Annotated in this window: 14 protein-coding genes and 2 tRNA genes; 11 read left to right on the top strand and 5 right to left on the bottom strand. The window is 56.4% G+C overall.

The genetic code is table 11. The annotated features are described in order from the left end of the window. The first annotated feature begins 52 nt into the window (after positions 1-52). The 10 genes from MKI83_RS12255 (at position 53) to MKI83_RS12210 (ending at position 8,526) form a co-directional block, all read left to right on the top strand. The gene (locus tag MKI83_RS12255) at positions 53-1,285 is read left to right on the top strand and encodes an aspartate kinase (RefSeq protein WP_241586665.1); all 1,233 of its coding nucleotides are present in this window, start codon (positions 53-55) and stop codon (positions 1,283-1,285) included. Between the two features lie 171 nt (positions 1,286-1,456). Further along, on the top strand, positions 1,457-1,642 hold the full coding sequence (csrA, locus tag MKI83_RS12250) for a carbon storage regulator CsrA (RefSeq protein ID WP_241586663.1): 186 nt from the start codon (positions 1,457-1,459) through the stop codon (positions 1,640-1,642). Positions 1,643-1,702: 60 nt separating this feature from the next. Beyond that, positions 1,703-1,793, top strand: a tRNA-Ser gene (locus MKI83_RS12245). Between the two features lie 144 nt (positions 1,794-1,937). Next, positions 1,938-2,014, top strand: a tRNA-Arg gene (locus MKI83_RS12240). 150 nt (positions 2,015-2,164) lie between these two features. Further along, positions 2,165-3,598 (top strand): magnesium transporter, encoded by a 1,434-nt coding sequence (mgtE, locus tag MKI83_RS12235; protein WP_241586661.1) that lies wholly within the window; start codon positions 2,165-2,167, stop codon positions 3,596-3,598. A gap of 209 nt (positions 3,599-3,807) precedes the next feature. Further along, positions 3,808-4,068, top strand: a complete 261-nt coding sequence (locus MKI83_RS12230) for an OadG family protein (protein WP_241586659.1) — start codon at positions 3,808-3,810, stop codon at positions 4,066-4,068. A gap of 26 nt (positions 4,069-4,094) precedes the next feature. Continuing rightward, on the top strand, positions 4,095-5,873 hold the full coding sequence (gene oadA / locus MKI83_RS12225) for a sodium-extruding oxaloacetate decarboxylase subunit alpha (RefSeq protein ID WP_241586657.1): 1,779 nt from the start codon (positions 4,095-4,097) through the stop codon (positions 5,871-5,873). Positions 5,874-5,883: 10 nt separating this feature from the next. Beyond that, positions 5,884-7,020: a sodium ion-translocating decarboxylase subunit beta gene (locus MKI83_RS12220; protein ID WP_241586654.1), complete on the top strand. Its 1,137-nt coding sequence runs from the start codon at positions 5,884-5,886 to the stop codon at positions 7,018-7,020. Between the two features lie 165 nt (positions 7,021-7,185). After that, the gene (locus MKI83_RS12215; RefSeq protein WP_241586652.1) at positions 7,186-7,785 is read left to right on the top strand and encodes an FMN-dependent NADH-azoreductase; all 600 of its coding nucleotides are present in this window, start codon (positions 7,186-7,188) and stop codon (positions 7,783-7,785) included. Positions 7,786-7,920: 135 nt separating this feature from the next. Beyond that, positions 7,921-8,526, top strand: coding sequence for a hypothetical protein (locus tag MKI83_RS12210; protein WP_241586650.1), 606 nt, complete (start codon positions 7,921-7,923; stop codon positions 8,524-8,526). A 13-nt stretch (positions 8,527-8,539) separates the two neighbouring features. Here MKI83_RS12210 and MKI83_RS12205 read toward each other — a convergent pair whose 3' ends face one another. From MKI83_RS12205 to MKI83_RS12190, 4 genes are all read right to left on the bottom strand, one after another. Continuing rightward, the gene (locus tag MKI83_RS12205; RefSeq protein ID WP_241586648.1) at positions 8,540-8,941 is read right to left on the bottom strand and encodes an anti-virulence regulator CigR family protein; all 402 of its coding nucleotides are present in this window, start codon (positions 8,939-8,941) and stop codon (positions 8,540-8,542) included. Between the two features lie 10 nt (positions 8,942-8,951). Beyond that, complete coding sequence (locus tag MKI83_RS12200; RefSeq protein WP_241586646.1) at positions 8,952-9,833, bottom strand: MotB family protein; 882 nt, start codon at positions 9,831-9,833, stop codon at positions 8,952-8,954. Positions 9,834-9,842: 9 nt separating this feature from the next. After that, the gene (gene pomA, locus MKI83_RS12195; RefSeq protein WP_241586644.1) at positions 9,843-10,613 is read right to left on the bottom strand and encodes a flagellar motor protein PomA; all 771 of its coding nucleotides are present in this window, start codon (positions 10,611-10,613) and stop codon (positions 9,843-9,845) included. A 204-nt stretch (positions 10,614-10,817) separates the two neighbouring features. Next, on the bottom strand, positions 10,818-12,407 hold the full coding sequence (locus tag MKI83_RS12190) for a GMC family oxidoreductase (protein WP_241586635.1): 1,590 nt from the start codon (positions 12,405-12,407) through the stop codon (positions 10,818-10,820). A gap of 240 nt (positions 12,408-12,647) precedes the next feature. On the opposite strand from MKI83_RS12190, the gene MKI83_RS16950 reads away from it, so the two are divergent. Further along, positions 12,648-13,478 carry a peroxiredoxin family protein gene (locus MKI83_RS16950; RefSeq protein WP_241586633.1) on the top strand — a complete coding sequence of 277 codons (831 nt, stop codon included), beginning with the start codon at positions 12,648-12,650 and terminating at the stop codon, positions 13,476-13,478. On the opposite strand, the gene MKI83_RS12180 is transcribed toward MKI83_RS16950, so the two are convergent. Continuing rightward, on the bottom strand, positions 13,415-14,602 hold the full coding sequence (locus tag MKI83_RS12180; RefSeq protein WP_241586631.1) for a glycerate kinase: 1,188 nt from the start codon (positions 14,600-14,602) through the stop codon (positions 13,415-13,417). The two genes, MKI83_RS16950 and MKI83_RS12180, sit on opposite strands and share 64 nt — an antisense overlap.

Genomic DNA, 14,602 nt, shown 5'->3' with positions numbered 1-14,602 from the left:
CGAGCGCGCCTGTAAAAGGCTGGGGAGGGCGCGTGTTGCAAGGGGATACGCAGTGGCACTGATCGTACAGAAGTTTGGCGGCACCTCGGTGGGTTCGGTAGATCGCATCGAAGCTGTGGCTGAAAAACTAAAGAAGTTCCGTGAAGCCGGCGATGATCTGGTGGTCGTGGTCTCTGCCATGAGTGGCGAAACCAACCGCCTGATCGAATTGGCTAAATCGGTGATGGAACAACCAGATCCGCGTGAGCTGGATGTCATGGTCTCGACAGGCGAGCAGGTCACTATTGGTCTGTTGGCGATGGCGCTGAAAAAGCGTGGCGTGCCGGCGGTGTCGTACACCGGTAATCAGGTGCGTATTTTGACCGACAGTGCGCACACCAAAGCGCGCATCCAAAAGATTGATGACGAGCGTATTCGTGCCGATCTGGCGCAAGGCCGTGTTGTGGTAGTGGCTGGCTTCCAAGGTGTCGACGAGCAAGGCAACATCACCACGCTGGGGCGTGGCGGTTCGGACACTACAGGCGTAGCGTTGGCGGCAGCGTTGAAAGCCGACGAATGCCAGATCTACACCGATGTTGATGGTGTCTACACCACCGATCCGCGCGTCGTGCCGCAAGCTCGTCGCCTAGAAAAAATCACCTTTGAAGAAATGCTGGAAATGGCCAGCTTAGGTTCAAAGGTGCTGCAAATTCGTTCGGTGGAATTCGCCGGCAAATACAATGTCCCGCTGCGCGTGCTGCACAGCTTCAAGGAGGGTCTGGGCACCCTCATTACCCTTGATGACGAGGAATCCATGGAACAGCCGATCATTTCCGGTATCGCTTTCAATCGCGACGAAGCCAAGCTGACTATTCGTGGCGTGCCGGATATTCCGGGCGTGGCCTTTAAGATTTTGGGCCCTGTGAGTGCAGCTAATATTGAAGTCGACATGATTGTGCAGAACGTCTCGCAAGACGGCACCACCGACTTCACCTTCACCGTGCATCGCAATGATTACAACAACGCGTTGGAAATCTTAAAGAAAACTGCAGGTGAGATCGGTGCGCGTGAGTGCGTGGGCGATACCAACATTGCTAAGGTGTCGATCGTGGGTGTTGGCATGCGTTCGCATGCGGGTGTGGCGAGCAAGATGTTTGAAGCGCTGGCTAAAGAAAGCATCAATATCCAACTGATTTCGACCTCTGAAATCAAAGTCTCGGTCGTCATTGAAGAGAAATATTTAGAGTTAGCCGTGCGTGCACTGCACTCTGCTTTTGAGTTGGATAGCCCTGTTCAGGCTGGCTAACTCAACCCTAAAAGGCGCGATGCATTGAGCTCGCGCCTTTTTTGTTTGTCGGCCGCCGGCTTTCCTTTTGCGCAGGCTAGACAATACTCCTAAGAGGCAGGGATAACTGCCCACCTGAGTGACTTACTTTTTGCAGACTAAATATTCCTGAAAAGGAAAGGAGATAAGGAAATGCTAATTCTGACTCGTCGAGTTGGCGAAACGCTCATGGTTGGTGACGAAGTCACCATTACTGTCCTCGGCGTGAAGGGCAATCAGGTGCGTATCGGCGTTAATGCCCCGAAAGAAGTTGCGGTGCATCGTGAAGAAATTTATCAGCGCATCCAGAAAGAAAAGGAAGGCGAACCAAACCACTAATTTTGTTGGTTTTTTTGCTTTGCAATCGGGATAAACATGGGTAGAATGCGCCCCTGTTGCGGTGAGGTGGCCGAGAGGCCGAAGGCGCTCCCCTGCTAAGGGAGTACACCTCAAAAGGGTGTCGAGGGTTCGAATCCCTCCCTCACCGCCATCCCTTTTCTCGTTTTAGGCTTAGGTCTAAAGTGAAAAAGTGAGTAAGTTTTTAGAGTGTTCAGGAATCACGTAGGTTACTGAAAAAACTAGAAAAATTTGCTTGACAGTGAAGCGTAACACTCTATAATGCGCACCACGAAATGCACCAGTAGCTCAGCTGGATAGAGTACTCGGCTACGAACCGAGCGGTCAGAGGTTCGAATCCTCTCTGGTGCACCAAATAGGAAAGGCCTGCAGAAATGCAGGCCTTTTTCTTTGTCTGCTGTTTTTGTCATGCTGCACACGTCACGATACGAGCTATTCAGCGTTGGTTTAGCATCATCTCGCTAAACTGCTCGCCTTTCGGGTTTACGTGATTAGGAGCAGGGCATGAGCAAGCCTGCGGTATCTCCCTCGCAACAAAGTCGAGTTGATGAAGTGCGTGACGCTTTGGCGCGCTTGCATCGATTAGACGATCTCGCCCAGCGGCAACAAGGTTTGCAGACCGATCGTGTCGAACTGCTGAGTCACCGGCAGGCGTTGGTCGACCTTGAGCGCCGTTTAGCGCCGCTGCATCCCGCTGACGTGGCTGATGTGCTTGAGGCCCTGCCATTGGATGAGCGTCTGTTAGTTTGGCAGCACGTGCAGCCTGCGCTGTACGGCGAAGTGCTGTTGGAGGTGTCCGATGCGGTGCGTGAGCACTTGCTGGAAAATGTCGATACCGCCGTCCTTCAGCAGGTCGCGGAACATCTGGCGCCGGATGATTTGGCTGACTTAGCGCAAGACATGTCGCGTGCCGCGCTGCGCGAATTGTTTGAAACGCTCGATGTGCAGCGCCGCGCACGCTTGCGCTCGGTATTGGCCTATCGAGAGGATCAAGTGGGCGCGTTGATGGACTTTGAGCTGCCTAGCGTTCGCGAGGATGTGAGTCTTGCGAGCGTGCTCGAAGACTTGCGCCGCAGTCAGGCCTTGCCCGAGCCGACCGATAAGCTGTTTGTGGTCAATCAACAGGGCCAGCTCACTGGCGTGTTGCCGCTGCGTCGTTTACTGCTCAGTGCGCCTGAGCAGTTGGTCAGTCAGGTGATGGCGCGAGAGCCCGTCACCTTTCATCCCGAAGATGCAGCTGACGATGCGGCTGAGGCCTTTGAACGTTATGACCTGATTACCGCGCCGGTGCTAGATCATCAGCAGCGCTTGGTGGGGCGTTTGGTGATCGATGATGTGCTCGACCATATTCGTGAAGAAAGCCAGCAAGAAGCGCTGCATCGCGCCGGTTTGCGTGAAGAAGAAGATATCTTTGCGGGTGTCTGGCGCTCAGTGCGTAACCGCTGGGCGTGGTTGGCTGTCAATTTAGTCACCGCCTTTATCGCATCACGTGTGATTGACGCCTTCGAGGGCACGATTGAACAGTTAGTGGCGTTGGCCGCCTTGATGCCGATTGTCGCGGGTATTGGCGGTAACTCCGGTAATCAAACGATCACAATGATCGTGCGTGCCTTGGCGTTGGATCAGGTGGATACGGGCCATACACGACGCCTGCTGTTTAAGGAATTGGGCGTTAGCTTGGCCAATGGCTTGATCTGGGGCAGTGTGCTGGGGTTGGCGGCGTGGCTACTGTATGACAGTGCCTGGCTGGGTCTGGTGATGACGGCGGCCATGACCCTGAACCTGTTGCTGGCGGCCTTGATGGGCGTGGTGATTCCTATGCTGCAGGTGCGCTTTGGGCGTGACCCAGCGATCGGCTCCAGTGTGATCATTACGGCGATTACCGACAGTGGCGGCTTTTTTATCTTCCTCGGATTAGCCAGTGTGATGTTGTTATAAATCATAGGGTTAGTGCCTGTGAGTGACGCTTCGAGGGCGGTGGTGTCGTTTTTTTGCACAAATACGTCGGAAATTGATCGGTGAGGTTTGCCACTGGCGGGGGGCTGGGGTAAGGTTCTGACGTTTTTCTTGAGTGACTGAAGCGTGTGTTTTGGTCACGACCTAATAATGAAGTGCGGTTGTAACACCGTCACCGTTGGGGGCTGTTCATGTCTGACAATGAGCTTCTCTTGGTAGGCTTTGAACTCATGCTATTGGGCATGGGGATTGTGTTTGCCTTCCTGATTCTGCTGATTTTCACCACCCGCCTGATGTCTCTGTTGGTGACGCGCTTTTTGCCCGCTCCGGCACCTGTGGTTAAAGCGGCGCCAAAGATGCGCAGCGCCACGGCCAAGGCACCAGAACAAGATGCTGAATTGCTTGCCGTTATTCAGTCTGCCGTAAGCCAACACCGCGCTCGCCGCGGCTGATCGTTTTTATTGAGGGGGAAGTGTTCATGACTCAAGCGAAAAAGCCGCTTGGCATCACGGATTTAGTACTGCGCGACGCGCATCAATCGATTCTGGCCACGCGTATGCGTTTGGCTGACATGCTGCCGATTGCTGGCAAGCTCGATAAAATCGGCTTTTGGTCGGTGGAGTCTTGGGGCGGTGCGACGTTTGACTCGTGCATCCGTTACCTCGGCGAAGATCCATGGGATCGCATCCGTCAGCTGAAAAAAGCCATGCCCAATACGCGTCAGCAAATGCTGCTGCGCGGCCAAAACCTGCTGGGCTACCGCCACTATGCCGATGACGTCGTGGCCAAGTTTGTTGAGCGTGCCGCGATCAATGGTGTGGATGTGTTCCGCGTATTTGACGCCATGAACGATCCGCGCAACCTCGAGACCGCGCTTAAAGCGGTTAAGCAGCAGGGCAAACACGCCCAAGGCACCATTTCTTACACCACCAGCCCTGTGCATACGCTGGATATGTGGGTTGATCTGGGCAAGAAGATTGAAGACATGGGCGCGGATTCCGTGGCCATTAAAGACATGGCGGGCATCCTGACCCCGTACTTGGCCTTTGAGTTGGTATCCCGCTTGAAGGGCAGCTTGTCGATTCCGGTACAGCTGCATTGCCATGCCACCGCCGGTCTCTCCACCGCCGCTATATTGAAGGCCGTTGAAGCGGGTGTAGATACCGTGGATAGCGCGATTTCGTCGATGTCGATGACCTATGGCCACTCGCCAACCGAGTCGGTGGTCGCGATGCTGCAAGGTACCGATCGCGACACTGGTCTCGATCTCAACCTGCTTGAAGAAGTTGCCGCGTATTTCCGCGATGTGCGGAAGAAGTACGCCAAATTTGAAGGCAATTTGCGTGGTGTTGATTCACGCATTTTGGTTGCGCAAGTGCCTGGCGGCATGCTGACCAATATGGAAAACCAGCTGCGTGAGCAGGGCGCTTCAGACAAGTTTGATGAAGTGCTGCTCGAGATTCCTCGTGTGCGTGAGGATCTGGGCTTTATTCCGTTGGTGACACCAACCTCCCAGATCGTTGGCACACAAGCGGTGATCAACGTGTTAACGGGCGAGCGTTACAAGTCGATCACTAAAGAAACCGCCGGTGTACTTAAAGGCGAATACGGTGCCGCGCCTGCGCCTTACAACGCTGAGCTGCAAGCGCGGGTGCTGGATGGTGCAGAGGCCGTCACGTGCCGTCCTGCAGATTTGCTTGAACCAGAAATGGATAAGCTAACCGCAGAAGTGACCGCCGAAGCCAAGGCCAAGGGCATCAAGCTGGCTGACGACGTCATCGACGACGTACTGACCGTGGCGCTGTTCCCACAGATCGGGATGAAGTTCCTAGAGAATCGCGGTAACCCCGACGCCTTCGAGCCGGTGCCGACAGGCCTAGAAACGGTTGCTCGCGAAGCCGGTAAGCCCGAGGTTTACACGGTTAATGTGAGCGGTAAGAGCTATGTGGTGGAAGTCGCCGAAGGTGGCGATGTCAGCGGCATTAAGGCCGTGGGCGTTACCACGGACAGTGCGCCTGCACCGGTAGCCGCTGCCTCCGCTGACGGTGAGCCGCAGGCTGCACCTTTGGCCGGCAATATCTTTAAGGTGTTGGTACAGCCAAACCAAGAAGTCGAAGAGGGTGAGTTGGTGATGATCCTCGAGGCGATGAAGATGGAAACCGAAATCCGTGCCTTCAAGGCCGGCAGTGTGGCCAGTGTAAACGTCAAGGTCGGCGATGCCGTGTCCGTTGGCGATACCCTGCTGACCATCGCTTAAGGGGGGCTGTATGGATAGGTTGCTACAGTTATGGCATGGCACGGGGCTGTATCAGCTCGAGTGGGGCCAGCTCGTCATGCTCTGCATTTGCTCGGGCTTGATTTATCTGGCGATTAAAAAGGGCTTTGAGCCTTTGCTGCTGATCCCCATCGGTTTTGGTGGCGTGCTGGCTAACATTCCCGGCGCCCATATGGCTGAGGGCGTGGGCTTTTTGCACTTGTTGTATGAAGTCGGCTTGCCGACCAGCGTATTCCCGCTGCTGATCTTTATGGGTGTGGGAGCGATGACGGATTTCGGTCCGATGTTGGCTAACCCCAAAACGCTATTGCTGGGTGCAGCGGCGCAGTTTGGCATCTTTGGTACCTTGCTGGGTGCGTTGGCGCTGGCATCCTTGGGCATTCCAGGTATGGACTTCACCCTACAGGAAGCAGCATCCATTGCAATCATCGGTGGTGCAGATGGTCCGACGTCGATCTTCGTGACATCGAAATTGGCGGATCACCTACTAGGCCCGATTGCCGTGGCTGCTTACTCCTACATGGCGTTGGTGCCCTTGCTGCAGCCGCCGATCATGCGCGCGCTGACCACGAAGGAAGAGCGCGCGATCGTAATGACGCAGCTGCGCCCCGTCACGCAAACCGAGAAGATCATCTTCCCGATCGCGCTGTGTCTGCTGATTGGCTTGTTACTGCCAGATGCTGCGCCGCTGGTGGGTATGTTCTGCTTCGGTAACTTACTGCGTGAGTCTGGCGTGGTTGAGCGTTTAGCTGACACCGCACGCAATGCCTTGATCAACATTGTGACCATTGCCTTAGGCTTAACCGTTGGCGCTAAGCTGTCTGCAGAAGCGTTCTTGCACATGAAGACCCTCGGCATCTTGGTGCTGGGTATGGTGGCTTTCTGTGGCGGCACGGCAGCGGGTGTGATCATGGCGAAGATCATGAACAAGTTCAGCAAGACGCCGATCAACCCGCTGATTGGTTCGGCCGGTGTTTCAGCGGTGCCCATGGCGGCGCGGGTGTCGAACAAGGTCGGTCTTGAGGCAAACCCGCAGAACTTCCTGCTGATGCACGCCATGGGCCCTAACGTGGCCGGTGTGATTGGTTCAGCGGTGGCGGCAGGGGTGCTATTGACCTTCGCTTCTTAAGTTTCATTGCTGCATAAAGCAGGGCGCCTTGTGCGCCCTGTTTTTTTTCTGACTAACGCGAGTTATCGTTTTTGTTGATAGTTACATTGCATTAATTGCGCTTTTTAATCGGCTTTTCCCCCTCTATTGTCTGCTCACGACAGCCAACAATGTGAGGATTAACCGATGTCAAAATTACTGATTGTCCAATCCAGTGCCCGCCAAGAAGGTTCCGTGTCACGGGAGTTGACTCAGCGCTTCACCGATCAATGGTTGACACAGCAGCCGCATGCGCAAGTGGTGGTGCGTGATTTGGCACAAGAGCCGCTGCCGCACTTGGATTTAGACCTGTTAGCCGCCTGGACTCAGCCGCGCGACACGCTTAGCGACACGCAACAGCATGCCTTGGCACGCTCGGATGCGGCGATCGCAGAATTACAAGCCGCCGATGTGTTGCTGTTGGCCGTGCCGATGTACAACTTCGGTATTCCGAGCACCTTAAAAGCGTGGCTAGATCACGTGGCGCGGGCAGGGGTGACGTTTAAATACACCGAGCAAGGCCCTGTCGGCTTGTTGACCGGTAAGCGTGCCGTGGTGCTGACGGCGCGTGGTGGTGTGCATGCGGGCCAGGCAAGCGATCACCAAGAGGGTTACTTGAAGTTTGTCTTGGGCTTTCTCGGTATTCACGATGTGCAGTTTATCCATGCTGAAGGCCAAAGCATGGGCGAACAGGCCGCTGCGCAGGGGGTGCGCCAAGCACAGGCTGAACTCGCCAGCTTGATATAAGCGGGTTAGGGACGAGATGTGACATTTTGGGGCAGGGTGGCGCTGTGCTATTAATCGCGATTAGCTATATATGCTGCCTAAGCGGCTTGGCGCAATTATTGCCAGTTAGCGATATCGCTGACCGGAATCTAGGCTATGACTGCTGTATTAACCCTGCCCAATGATTGGGCCGCGCTGGAGACTGAGTCGCACTTAGAGTGGGACTTGGGCTCTATCAGCAATCGTCGCGAAGCTATTGAGTTTCTGCTGCGTTTTGAGAACAGGCTGTGCATTTACTCGGGTTTTGTTGAAAAGCTGTATACCTCATACAGCTTTGTAGTGCCGGATGAGGATCGAGGCAGTCTGACCATTTTGCCGGATGAGCGAAATTGGCATGACACCCTGCATGACATTCCAGAAGAGGCGGTCGAGGAAACCGGGATTCATATCATGCCCGGCGAAACCATGGGGCATGCGGGCTTGTACTTGAAAGTGCCCGGCTTGAATCGTCTGGCCGGTTCTAAGGAGTTGCCCTTTCGCGAGGGGTTAAAAGAGCTGGTGGCGCGTTACCGGGCTGCCGGTGACACTTTTTTACCTGTGCTGATCAAGGGCGATCTGCGAGAGTACGAATCGCGTTTGCCGTCATTGCATTTGCACCGCATCCGACTCGATCGTTTAGAGCACTTATCGGTGTTGAGTCGGCAAACGATCAAGGGCGCTATCGCTGACCACTTGATCGCTTTGTTTCGTGACAACAGCTAAAGCGTTATTGGTGCTACTGCAACACACCGTACAGTACATCGCTAATCACGCGGCTGGCGGTTTCGACGAGGACGACATCAGTGCCGGCCATTTCCCAGTCGTAGCCGGGGTAGCGCGGCAGTTTGCTTAACACATCCGGTGAAAAGCGTTTTGCGATGCCGGGTGGCAGCGGTTTGCCTTTGCTTAAGCGCTTTTGCATGCCAGGCGGCAATGCCTTGGTCGGGCCAATAGCTTCGCGCTGACCGAGCAAGATATCGCGGATCTGCTCATGGTTGATGCTGGGCAGTTGCGTTGAGCTAGTTTGCTCGGTGTATTCGGTGTGCTTGTCTTTGCCTTTTTCTTTGTCTTTGTGGTTGCCGGCATAGGCGCCAAGGCTAAGGCAAAGGCTGAGCGCGGCGATAACGGTGCGTTTCATTCCGCGCTCCTTATTGCATGTCGATGCTGTCACGGAAGTCATCCGGAATCGCATCGCCCAGTGCTTGCTTGCTTTCGTCGTGACCTTCGCCGTTGGTTTTATCGATGATGATCTCAACCCGGCGGTTCAGCGCTCGATTTTCTGGTGTGTCGTTATCTACGCGTGGCTTGGTGTCGGCAAAGCCGGACACGCGAAACTGCGTGGCTTCGAGCTTCTCGCTCGACAGCAGCACGTTGGCCACAGCGGCGGCCCGCGAGGCGGATAAGTCCCAGTTAGATTGGAACATGGCCGTACTGATTGGAATGTTGTCGCTGTGTCCTTCGATGGTGATCGTGCCTTCAATTTCACTTAAAACATCGGCCATGCGCAGCAGCATGTCGAAGAAGGCATCGGTGACGTAAGACGAACCCGATTGAAACGAGCCTTTCTCCTCGACGCGTACAATGATGCGCTTGGGCTCTTGCTCGATGGTGATGCGGCCTTGGGCAACTTCTTCCTGCAGGCTGGCGGTGAGCTGCTCAATCTGCTTGGTGATTTCTTCGGTTTCTTGTTGCTCTTTTTCTTTCAAGATTTGGCTGGTGTTGGTCTCCAGATTGGGGTCTTCGGGGCTGGTGACCTGACGCACGATTTCAAGCGGCGTTTCTTCCGGCTTACCTGGCGAGAACTTATCGAAGATGGCACTGGTGCCCATCGGGACGTCCAGCGCGTAAACATCGCGCTGCACGCCGAAGGCTACTTGCAGTGAGCCGGCGATTTGCTTGAATTTCTTCGCGTCGATTTCGGCAAACGACAAAAGCAAGACGAAGAAGCACATCAAAAGCGACATCAAGTCGGCAAAGGTGGCCAGCCACAGGGGGGCGCCTGCTGGTGGATCGTCTTGCGGCTCTTCCATGGTGGCTCCTTAGGCTCCAGCGTCGGGCGCGGGTAGATCGCGCTTAGCTGTCGGTAAGTAGGCGCGCAGCATTTGTTCGATGATGCGTGGGTTGCGGCCTTCTTGAATCGACAAAATAGCGTCGATCAACAGGGCTTGGTTTTGTGACTCATCGCCAGCACGCAGATCAAGCTTGTCGGCAACCGGCAGGGCAAACATGTTAGCGATCATGGCACCGTAGAGGGTGGTCAGCAGTGCTACGGCCATCGCCGGGCCAATCGCGGCAGGGTCAGACATGTTGGCCAGCATCTGTACCAGGCCGACCAGGGTACCGATCATGCCCATGGCTGGGGCGACGTCGCCCAGCGCGCGGAAGATTTTGGCGCCGAGTTTGTTCTCTTGGTTGGTCAGCATGCGCTCTTTGTTGAGTAGTTCTTGCACGGTTTCTGCGCTTTGACCGTCGATCAATAGCTGCATGCCTTTCTTTAAGAACGGTGAGCTGAATTCGCGGGACTCCAGCGCCAACACGCCTTCTTTGCGCGCAATGCCAGCGATTTCTACCAGTTCGGCAATGGTGTCTTCGGTGCTGGGCAGCTTAAAGGCAAACGCGCGAGCGGCTACTTTGACCGCGCCCAAGAACTGCCCAAGGCTGAACTTGGCCATCACCACAAACAGTGAGCCGACCAAAACGATCAGTACGGAGGGGACATCGATGAATGAATTAGGGTCACCGCCCAAAACAATGGCGGCGAGGATGATCCCCAAGGCGCCAATAAGGCCAACGATGGTTGCGAGATCCACACTTACTCCTTAACGCGAAAAGGGGCTGATCTGCTGGGTTGATCAACGCCCGACTGAGCCAAGTGTAATGGCTCAACGGTTGCGCTGCACTCCGACTGTGCTTGTTTCGGTCGAGGTGCTGATTTCTTTACAAGGATAGAAGCGTGCGTTGCGCTTTGCATAAAGAAATTGTGTGGCGTGCTGGGCACGCCACACCAAGGGTGCTTAGCTGGCTTTGATCAGGTCGGCGGCTTTTTCGCCGATCATGATTGATGGCGCGTTGGTGTTGCCGCCGATCAAGGTGGGCATGATCGAGGCGTCCACCACGCGCAGGTTGTTGATGCCTTTGACGCGCAGCTCGTGATCGACCACCGCCAGCTCGTCTTTGCCCATGCGACAGGTGCCGATGGGGTGATAAACGGTATCGGCGCGCTGGCGGATGCGCTCGCGCAGCTGATCGTCGGTGAGATAGGCCTCTTTGTGCAGCGAGCGGCCGCGGTATTCGCGCAGTGCCGATTGCTCCATGATTTCTTGCGTCATGCGCGTGCCTTTGAGGAGCACGTCGAGGTCGGCTTCTTCATTGAGAAAACCGGGGTCGATCAGGGGTGCATCCAGCGGGTTGGCGGAGGCCAGTTTGAGGCTGCCCGAGCTTTTGGGCCGCAGTACGCAGACATGGCAAGAGATGCCGTAGTCGTGGTACAGGTTGCGCGCGTGATCTTCGACCAGTGCGGCGCCAAAATGCAGTTGGATATCGGGGCGCTTAAAGCGCTTGTCGGTACGGAGAAACGCGCCGGCTTCGGCAAAGTTGGAACTCATCATGCCGCGGCCGCCGGCAAAGAATTTGGGGGCCTCGCTGGCGACTTTTAACACGCTGCCAGCAGTGATGCCAAACACATCGGGGCGTGGGCACTGGTAGCCCAAGATGTAGTCGATGTGGTCGTACAGGCCTTGGCCCACGCCCGGCAGCTCGTGCTGCACGGCGATCTGATGGCGTGTGAGTTCTTCTTCGGCGCCAATGCCTGATAGCAACAGCAATTGCGGTGAGCCAAAAGCGCCGGCGCTAAGGATGACTTCTTTGCGGGCCTTCATGGTGACAGGGCGGCCGCGTTGTAACACTTCGACACCGGTGCAGGTTTTGCCGTCTAGCACTAGGCGCATGGCGTGGCTTTCTGGCATCACCTTTAAGTTGCTGCGTTTTTCTGCTTCGGCGGGGCCAAGGTAGGCGCGTGCGGCACTCCAGCGGCGGCCATTTTTTTGCGTGAGTTGGTACAGACCGACGCCTTCTTGTTCGGCACCGTTGAAGTCTGGATTGAAGGCATAGCCAGCTTGCTGGCCGGCCTCGACGAAGCGGTCGGAGACGGCTAAACCCGAGCGGCCGTCGCATACCGAGAGCGGGCCGTCGCCACCGTGCAGTGCATTAGCGCCGCGTTCATTGCCTTCGGACTTAATAAAGTAGGGCAGTACATCGTTCCAGCCCCAGCCTGGGTTGCCGGCGGCGGCCCAGTCGTCGTAATCGGTTTGATGGCCGCGAATGTAAATCATCGCATTGAGCGAGCTGCTACCACCGAGGGCTTTGCCGCGCGGCTGATAGCCGCGGCGACCGTTGAGGCCGGGCTGCGGTACGGTTTCATAGGCCCAGTTGTACAAAGGGCGCGGGAGCATGGCGACCACACCAACGGGCCAATGAATCAGTGGCGATTTGTCGGCTTTGCCGGCCTCCAGCAGCAGAACATTCACGCTGGCGTCTTCACTGAGTCGGGCGGCGAGTGCGCAACCGGCAGAGCCACCGCCGACGATGATGTAATCAAACTCCATGTTCCCCTCCGATTGTTGTTATGCGTTATGAGTTGCACTGTGAGCTAGGACGACACTGAACATAGCGCAGAAATTCCTAGCTTAATGTAACGAAATGTCAGATGAGGCGTTTAACCGTTGGGTAGGCGGTGTTCCGTGCTTAAGGTGGGCTGCTTTGTTTTTATAGTTCGATAACAATCAAATTATTGTTGGTTGTGTATGAGTCTGCGCTAAGCGCATGACGCTTAAGGAGTCGGGTCTGTGTTAAAGCGTTTGTATATTTCTGCGTATTTGAGCGTGTTGCCACTCGCGCTGTTGTTCAGTGGCTGGCAGTGGTCGCTCAGCGGCGGTTTAGCTTGGCTGGGGGCCGCGCTGACGTGCGCTTCGGGTCTGGTTTTTTTCCTGCGTTTATTTTTGCAGCCAACGGCGCGGACTTCGGCGCTGTTGCCGGGGTACTGGTTGGCGATTGGTGCAGGGGTGGTGTTGAGTGCCTTGGCGCTGCCCGTGTGGCCGCCGTTACTGGTCAGTGTGGGTGCGCTGTTGGGGTGGGCGGGTTACGTTTTTTGGTATTCATGGTTAGGGCGTGGGGATAATGCTCATCTGGTGGTTGGCCGAGCGTTGCCGGCGTTTTCGCTGCGCACAGTGGATGGGTCGCTGATCAGCAGTGCCGATTGGCAAGGGCAGGCCAACTTGCTGCTGTTCTTTCGCGGTAATTGGTGCCCCTTGTGCATGGCGCAAATCCAAGAAGTGGCTGCGCAATACCGTGAGCTAGAACGGCGCGGGGTCAAGGTGCGGCTGATTAGCCCGCAAGCACAAGCGCACACGGCGCAGCTGGCGGCCCGCTTTGAGGCTCCCATGCAGTTTTTGCTGGATGAAGGCGGCGCGGCAGCCAAACAGTTGGATATTTTTGCCCAAGCCGGTACGCCCGCTGGTTTAGAGGCCTTGGGTTATGACAGCGATACGGTGCTGCCGACGGTGATCATTACCGATGCGGCGGGCGTGGTGCGCTATCTCGACTTAACCGATAACTACCGAGTGCGCCCAGAGCCTGAGGTGTTTTTGCAGGTGTTTGATCGCTTGGGCGTGGTGTGAAGGGAATACACCTGCGCCACTTGGCTGGCGAGTTGGCTGAGCAGCGGTGCGGCCTTGGCAATCGCCTGCGCCAAGGTCAGCGGCTGCTGGCACAGGCTAAAAGCGGCGCTGATGCCGTGGTTGCCCAGCGCGTTCTGCGCATCATCCACGCTACCGCACAACGCAATGCAGGGGATGTTCTGCGCTTGCGCAAGGCGTGCTAGCGCGACCGGCGTTTTGCCGGCCAAACTTTGTCCGTCTAAGCGACCTTCGCCGGTGATGAGCAGGTCACACTGACGCAAGTGCTGGGCAAAGCCAACGCGCTCGGCAATCAGGTTCAAGCCTGGGCTTAACTTGGCTTGCGGGCAAAGGCTGAGCAAGGCAAAAGCGCTGTCCCCTGCCGCGCCGGCACCGGGGTGGTCACGCAGATCACGCCCGCAAGCGTGGCTGAGCACGTGGGCAAATTGACTCAGTGCTTGTTCCAGCTGTTGAACTTGCGCAGGGCTGGCGCCTTTTTGTGGACCGAAGACCGTGCTGGCACCGCGCGGCCCACACAAGGGGTTATCGACATCACACGCGAGGTGGATCGGGATGTGTCGTAGCGTTGCCGGCACCGCCGCGAGATCAATGCTGGCCAGTGCGCTTAATGCCGCACCGCCGCGGGGCAGCTCGGCGCCGTTGTGATCGAGTAGCCGAGCGCCGAGTGCTTGCAACAGCCCAGCGCCGCCATCGTTGCAGGCGCTGCCCCCTAAGGTCATCAAGAGCGAACGGGCGCCGTGGTTTAAAGCCTGGGCGATCAGCTCGCCGGTGCCAAAGCTGGTCGTGTGCAATGCATCGCGCTGTGCTTGGCTTAAGTGCTGAATACCACTGGCTTGGGCCAGTTCAATCACCGCGCAGCCATCGTTGAGTAGCGCCCACTGCGCCATCACCGGCTCGCCGAGCGGCCCGCAGACGCGGTGCTGTAAGCGGGTGCCGCCGCAGGCGCTGAGCAATACCTCAAGGCTGCCTTCGCCACCGTCGGCCATCGGCTGCAAGATGAGTGGGTCGCAAGGCCTGGCTCTCTGCCAGCCTTCGGCAATCGCTTGGGCTGCTTGCTCCGCACTTAGGCTGTCTTTGAAGGCGTCCGGTGCGATCAATACGCGCAT

This window comes from Atopomonas sediminilitoris, from assembly GCF_022601735.1.
Lineage (GTDB): Bacteria > Pseudomonadota > Gammaproteobacteria > Pseudomonadales > Pseudomonadaceae > Atopomonas > Atopomonas sediminilitoris.
The sequence above is the reverse complement of the archived record's forward strand: the minus strand, read 5'-3'. Positions and strand labels throughout refer to the sequence as shown.

Bases quoted from the DNA above. Each gene is read 5' to 3' on its own strand.
- MKI83_RS12190 (WP_241586635.1), bottom strand. From the start codon at position 12,407: ATGGAGTTTGATTACATCATCGTCGGCGGTGGCTCTGCCGGTTGCGCA.
- mgtE (WP_241586661.1), top strand. From the start codon at position 2,165: ATGAGCAAGCCTGCGGTATCTCCCTCGCAACAAAGTCGAGTTGATGAA.
- MKI83_RS12205 (WP_241586648.1), bottom strand. From the start codon at position 8,941: ATGAAACGCACCGTTATCGCCGCGCTCAGCCTTTGCCTTAGCCTTGGC.
- MKI83_RS12220 (WP_241586654.1), top strand. From the start codon at position 5,884: ATGGATAGGTTGCTACAGTTATGGCATGGCACGGGGCTGTATCAGCTC.
- csrA (WP_241586663.1), top strand. From the start codon at position 1,457: ATGCTAATTCTGACTCGTCGAGTTGGCGAAACGCTCATGGTTGGTGAC.
- MKI83_RS12210 (WP_241586650.1), top strand. From the start codon at position 7,921: ATGACTGCTGTATTAACCCTGCCCAATGATTGGGCCGCGCTGGAGACT.
- MKI83_RS12215 (WP_241586652.1), top strand. From the start codon at position 7,186: ATGTCAAAATTACTGATTGTCCAATCCAGTGCCCGCCAAGAAGGTTCC.
- MKI83_RS12200 (WP_241586646.1), bottom strand. From the start codon at position 9,833: ATGGAAGAGCCGCAAGACGATCCACCAGCAGGCGCCCCCCTGTGGCTG.
- MKI83_RS12230 (WP_241586659.1), top strand. From the start codon at position 3,808: ATGTCTGACAATGAGCTTCTCTTGGTAGGCTTTGAACTCATGCTATTG.
- MKI83_RS12180 (WP_241586631.1), bottom strand. From the start codon at position 14,602: ATGCGCGTATTGATCGCACCGGACGCCTTCAAAGACAGCCTAAGTGCG.
- oadA (WP_241586657.1), top strand. From the start codon at position 4,095: ATGACTCAAGCGAAAAAGCCGCTTGGCATCACGGATTTAGTACTGCGC.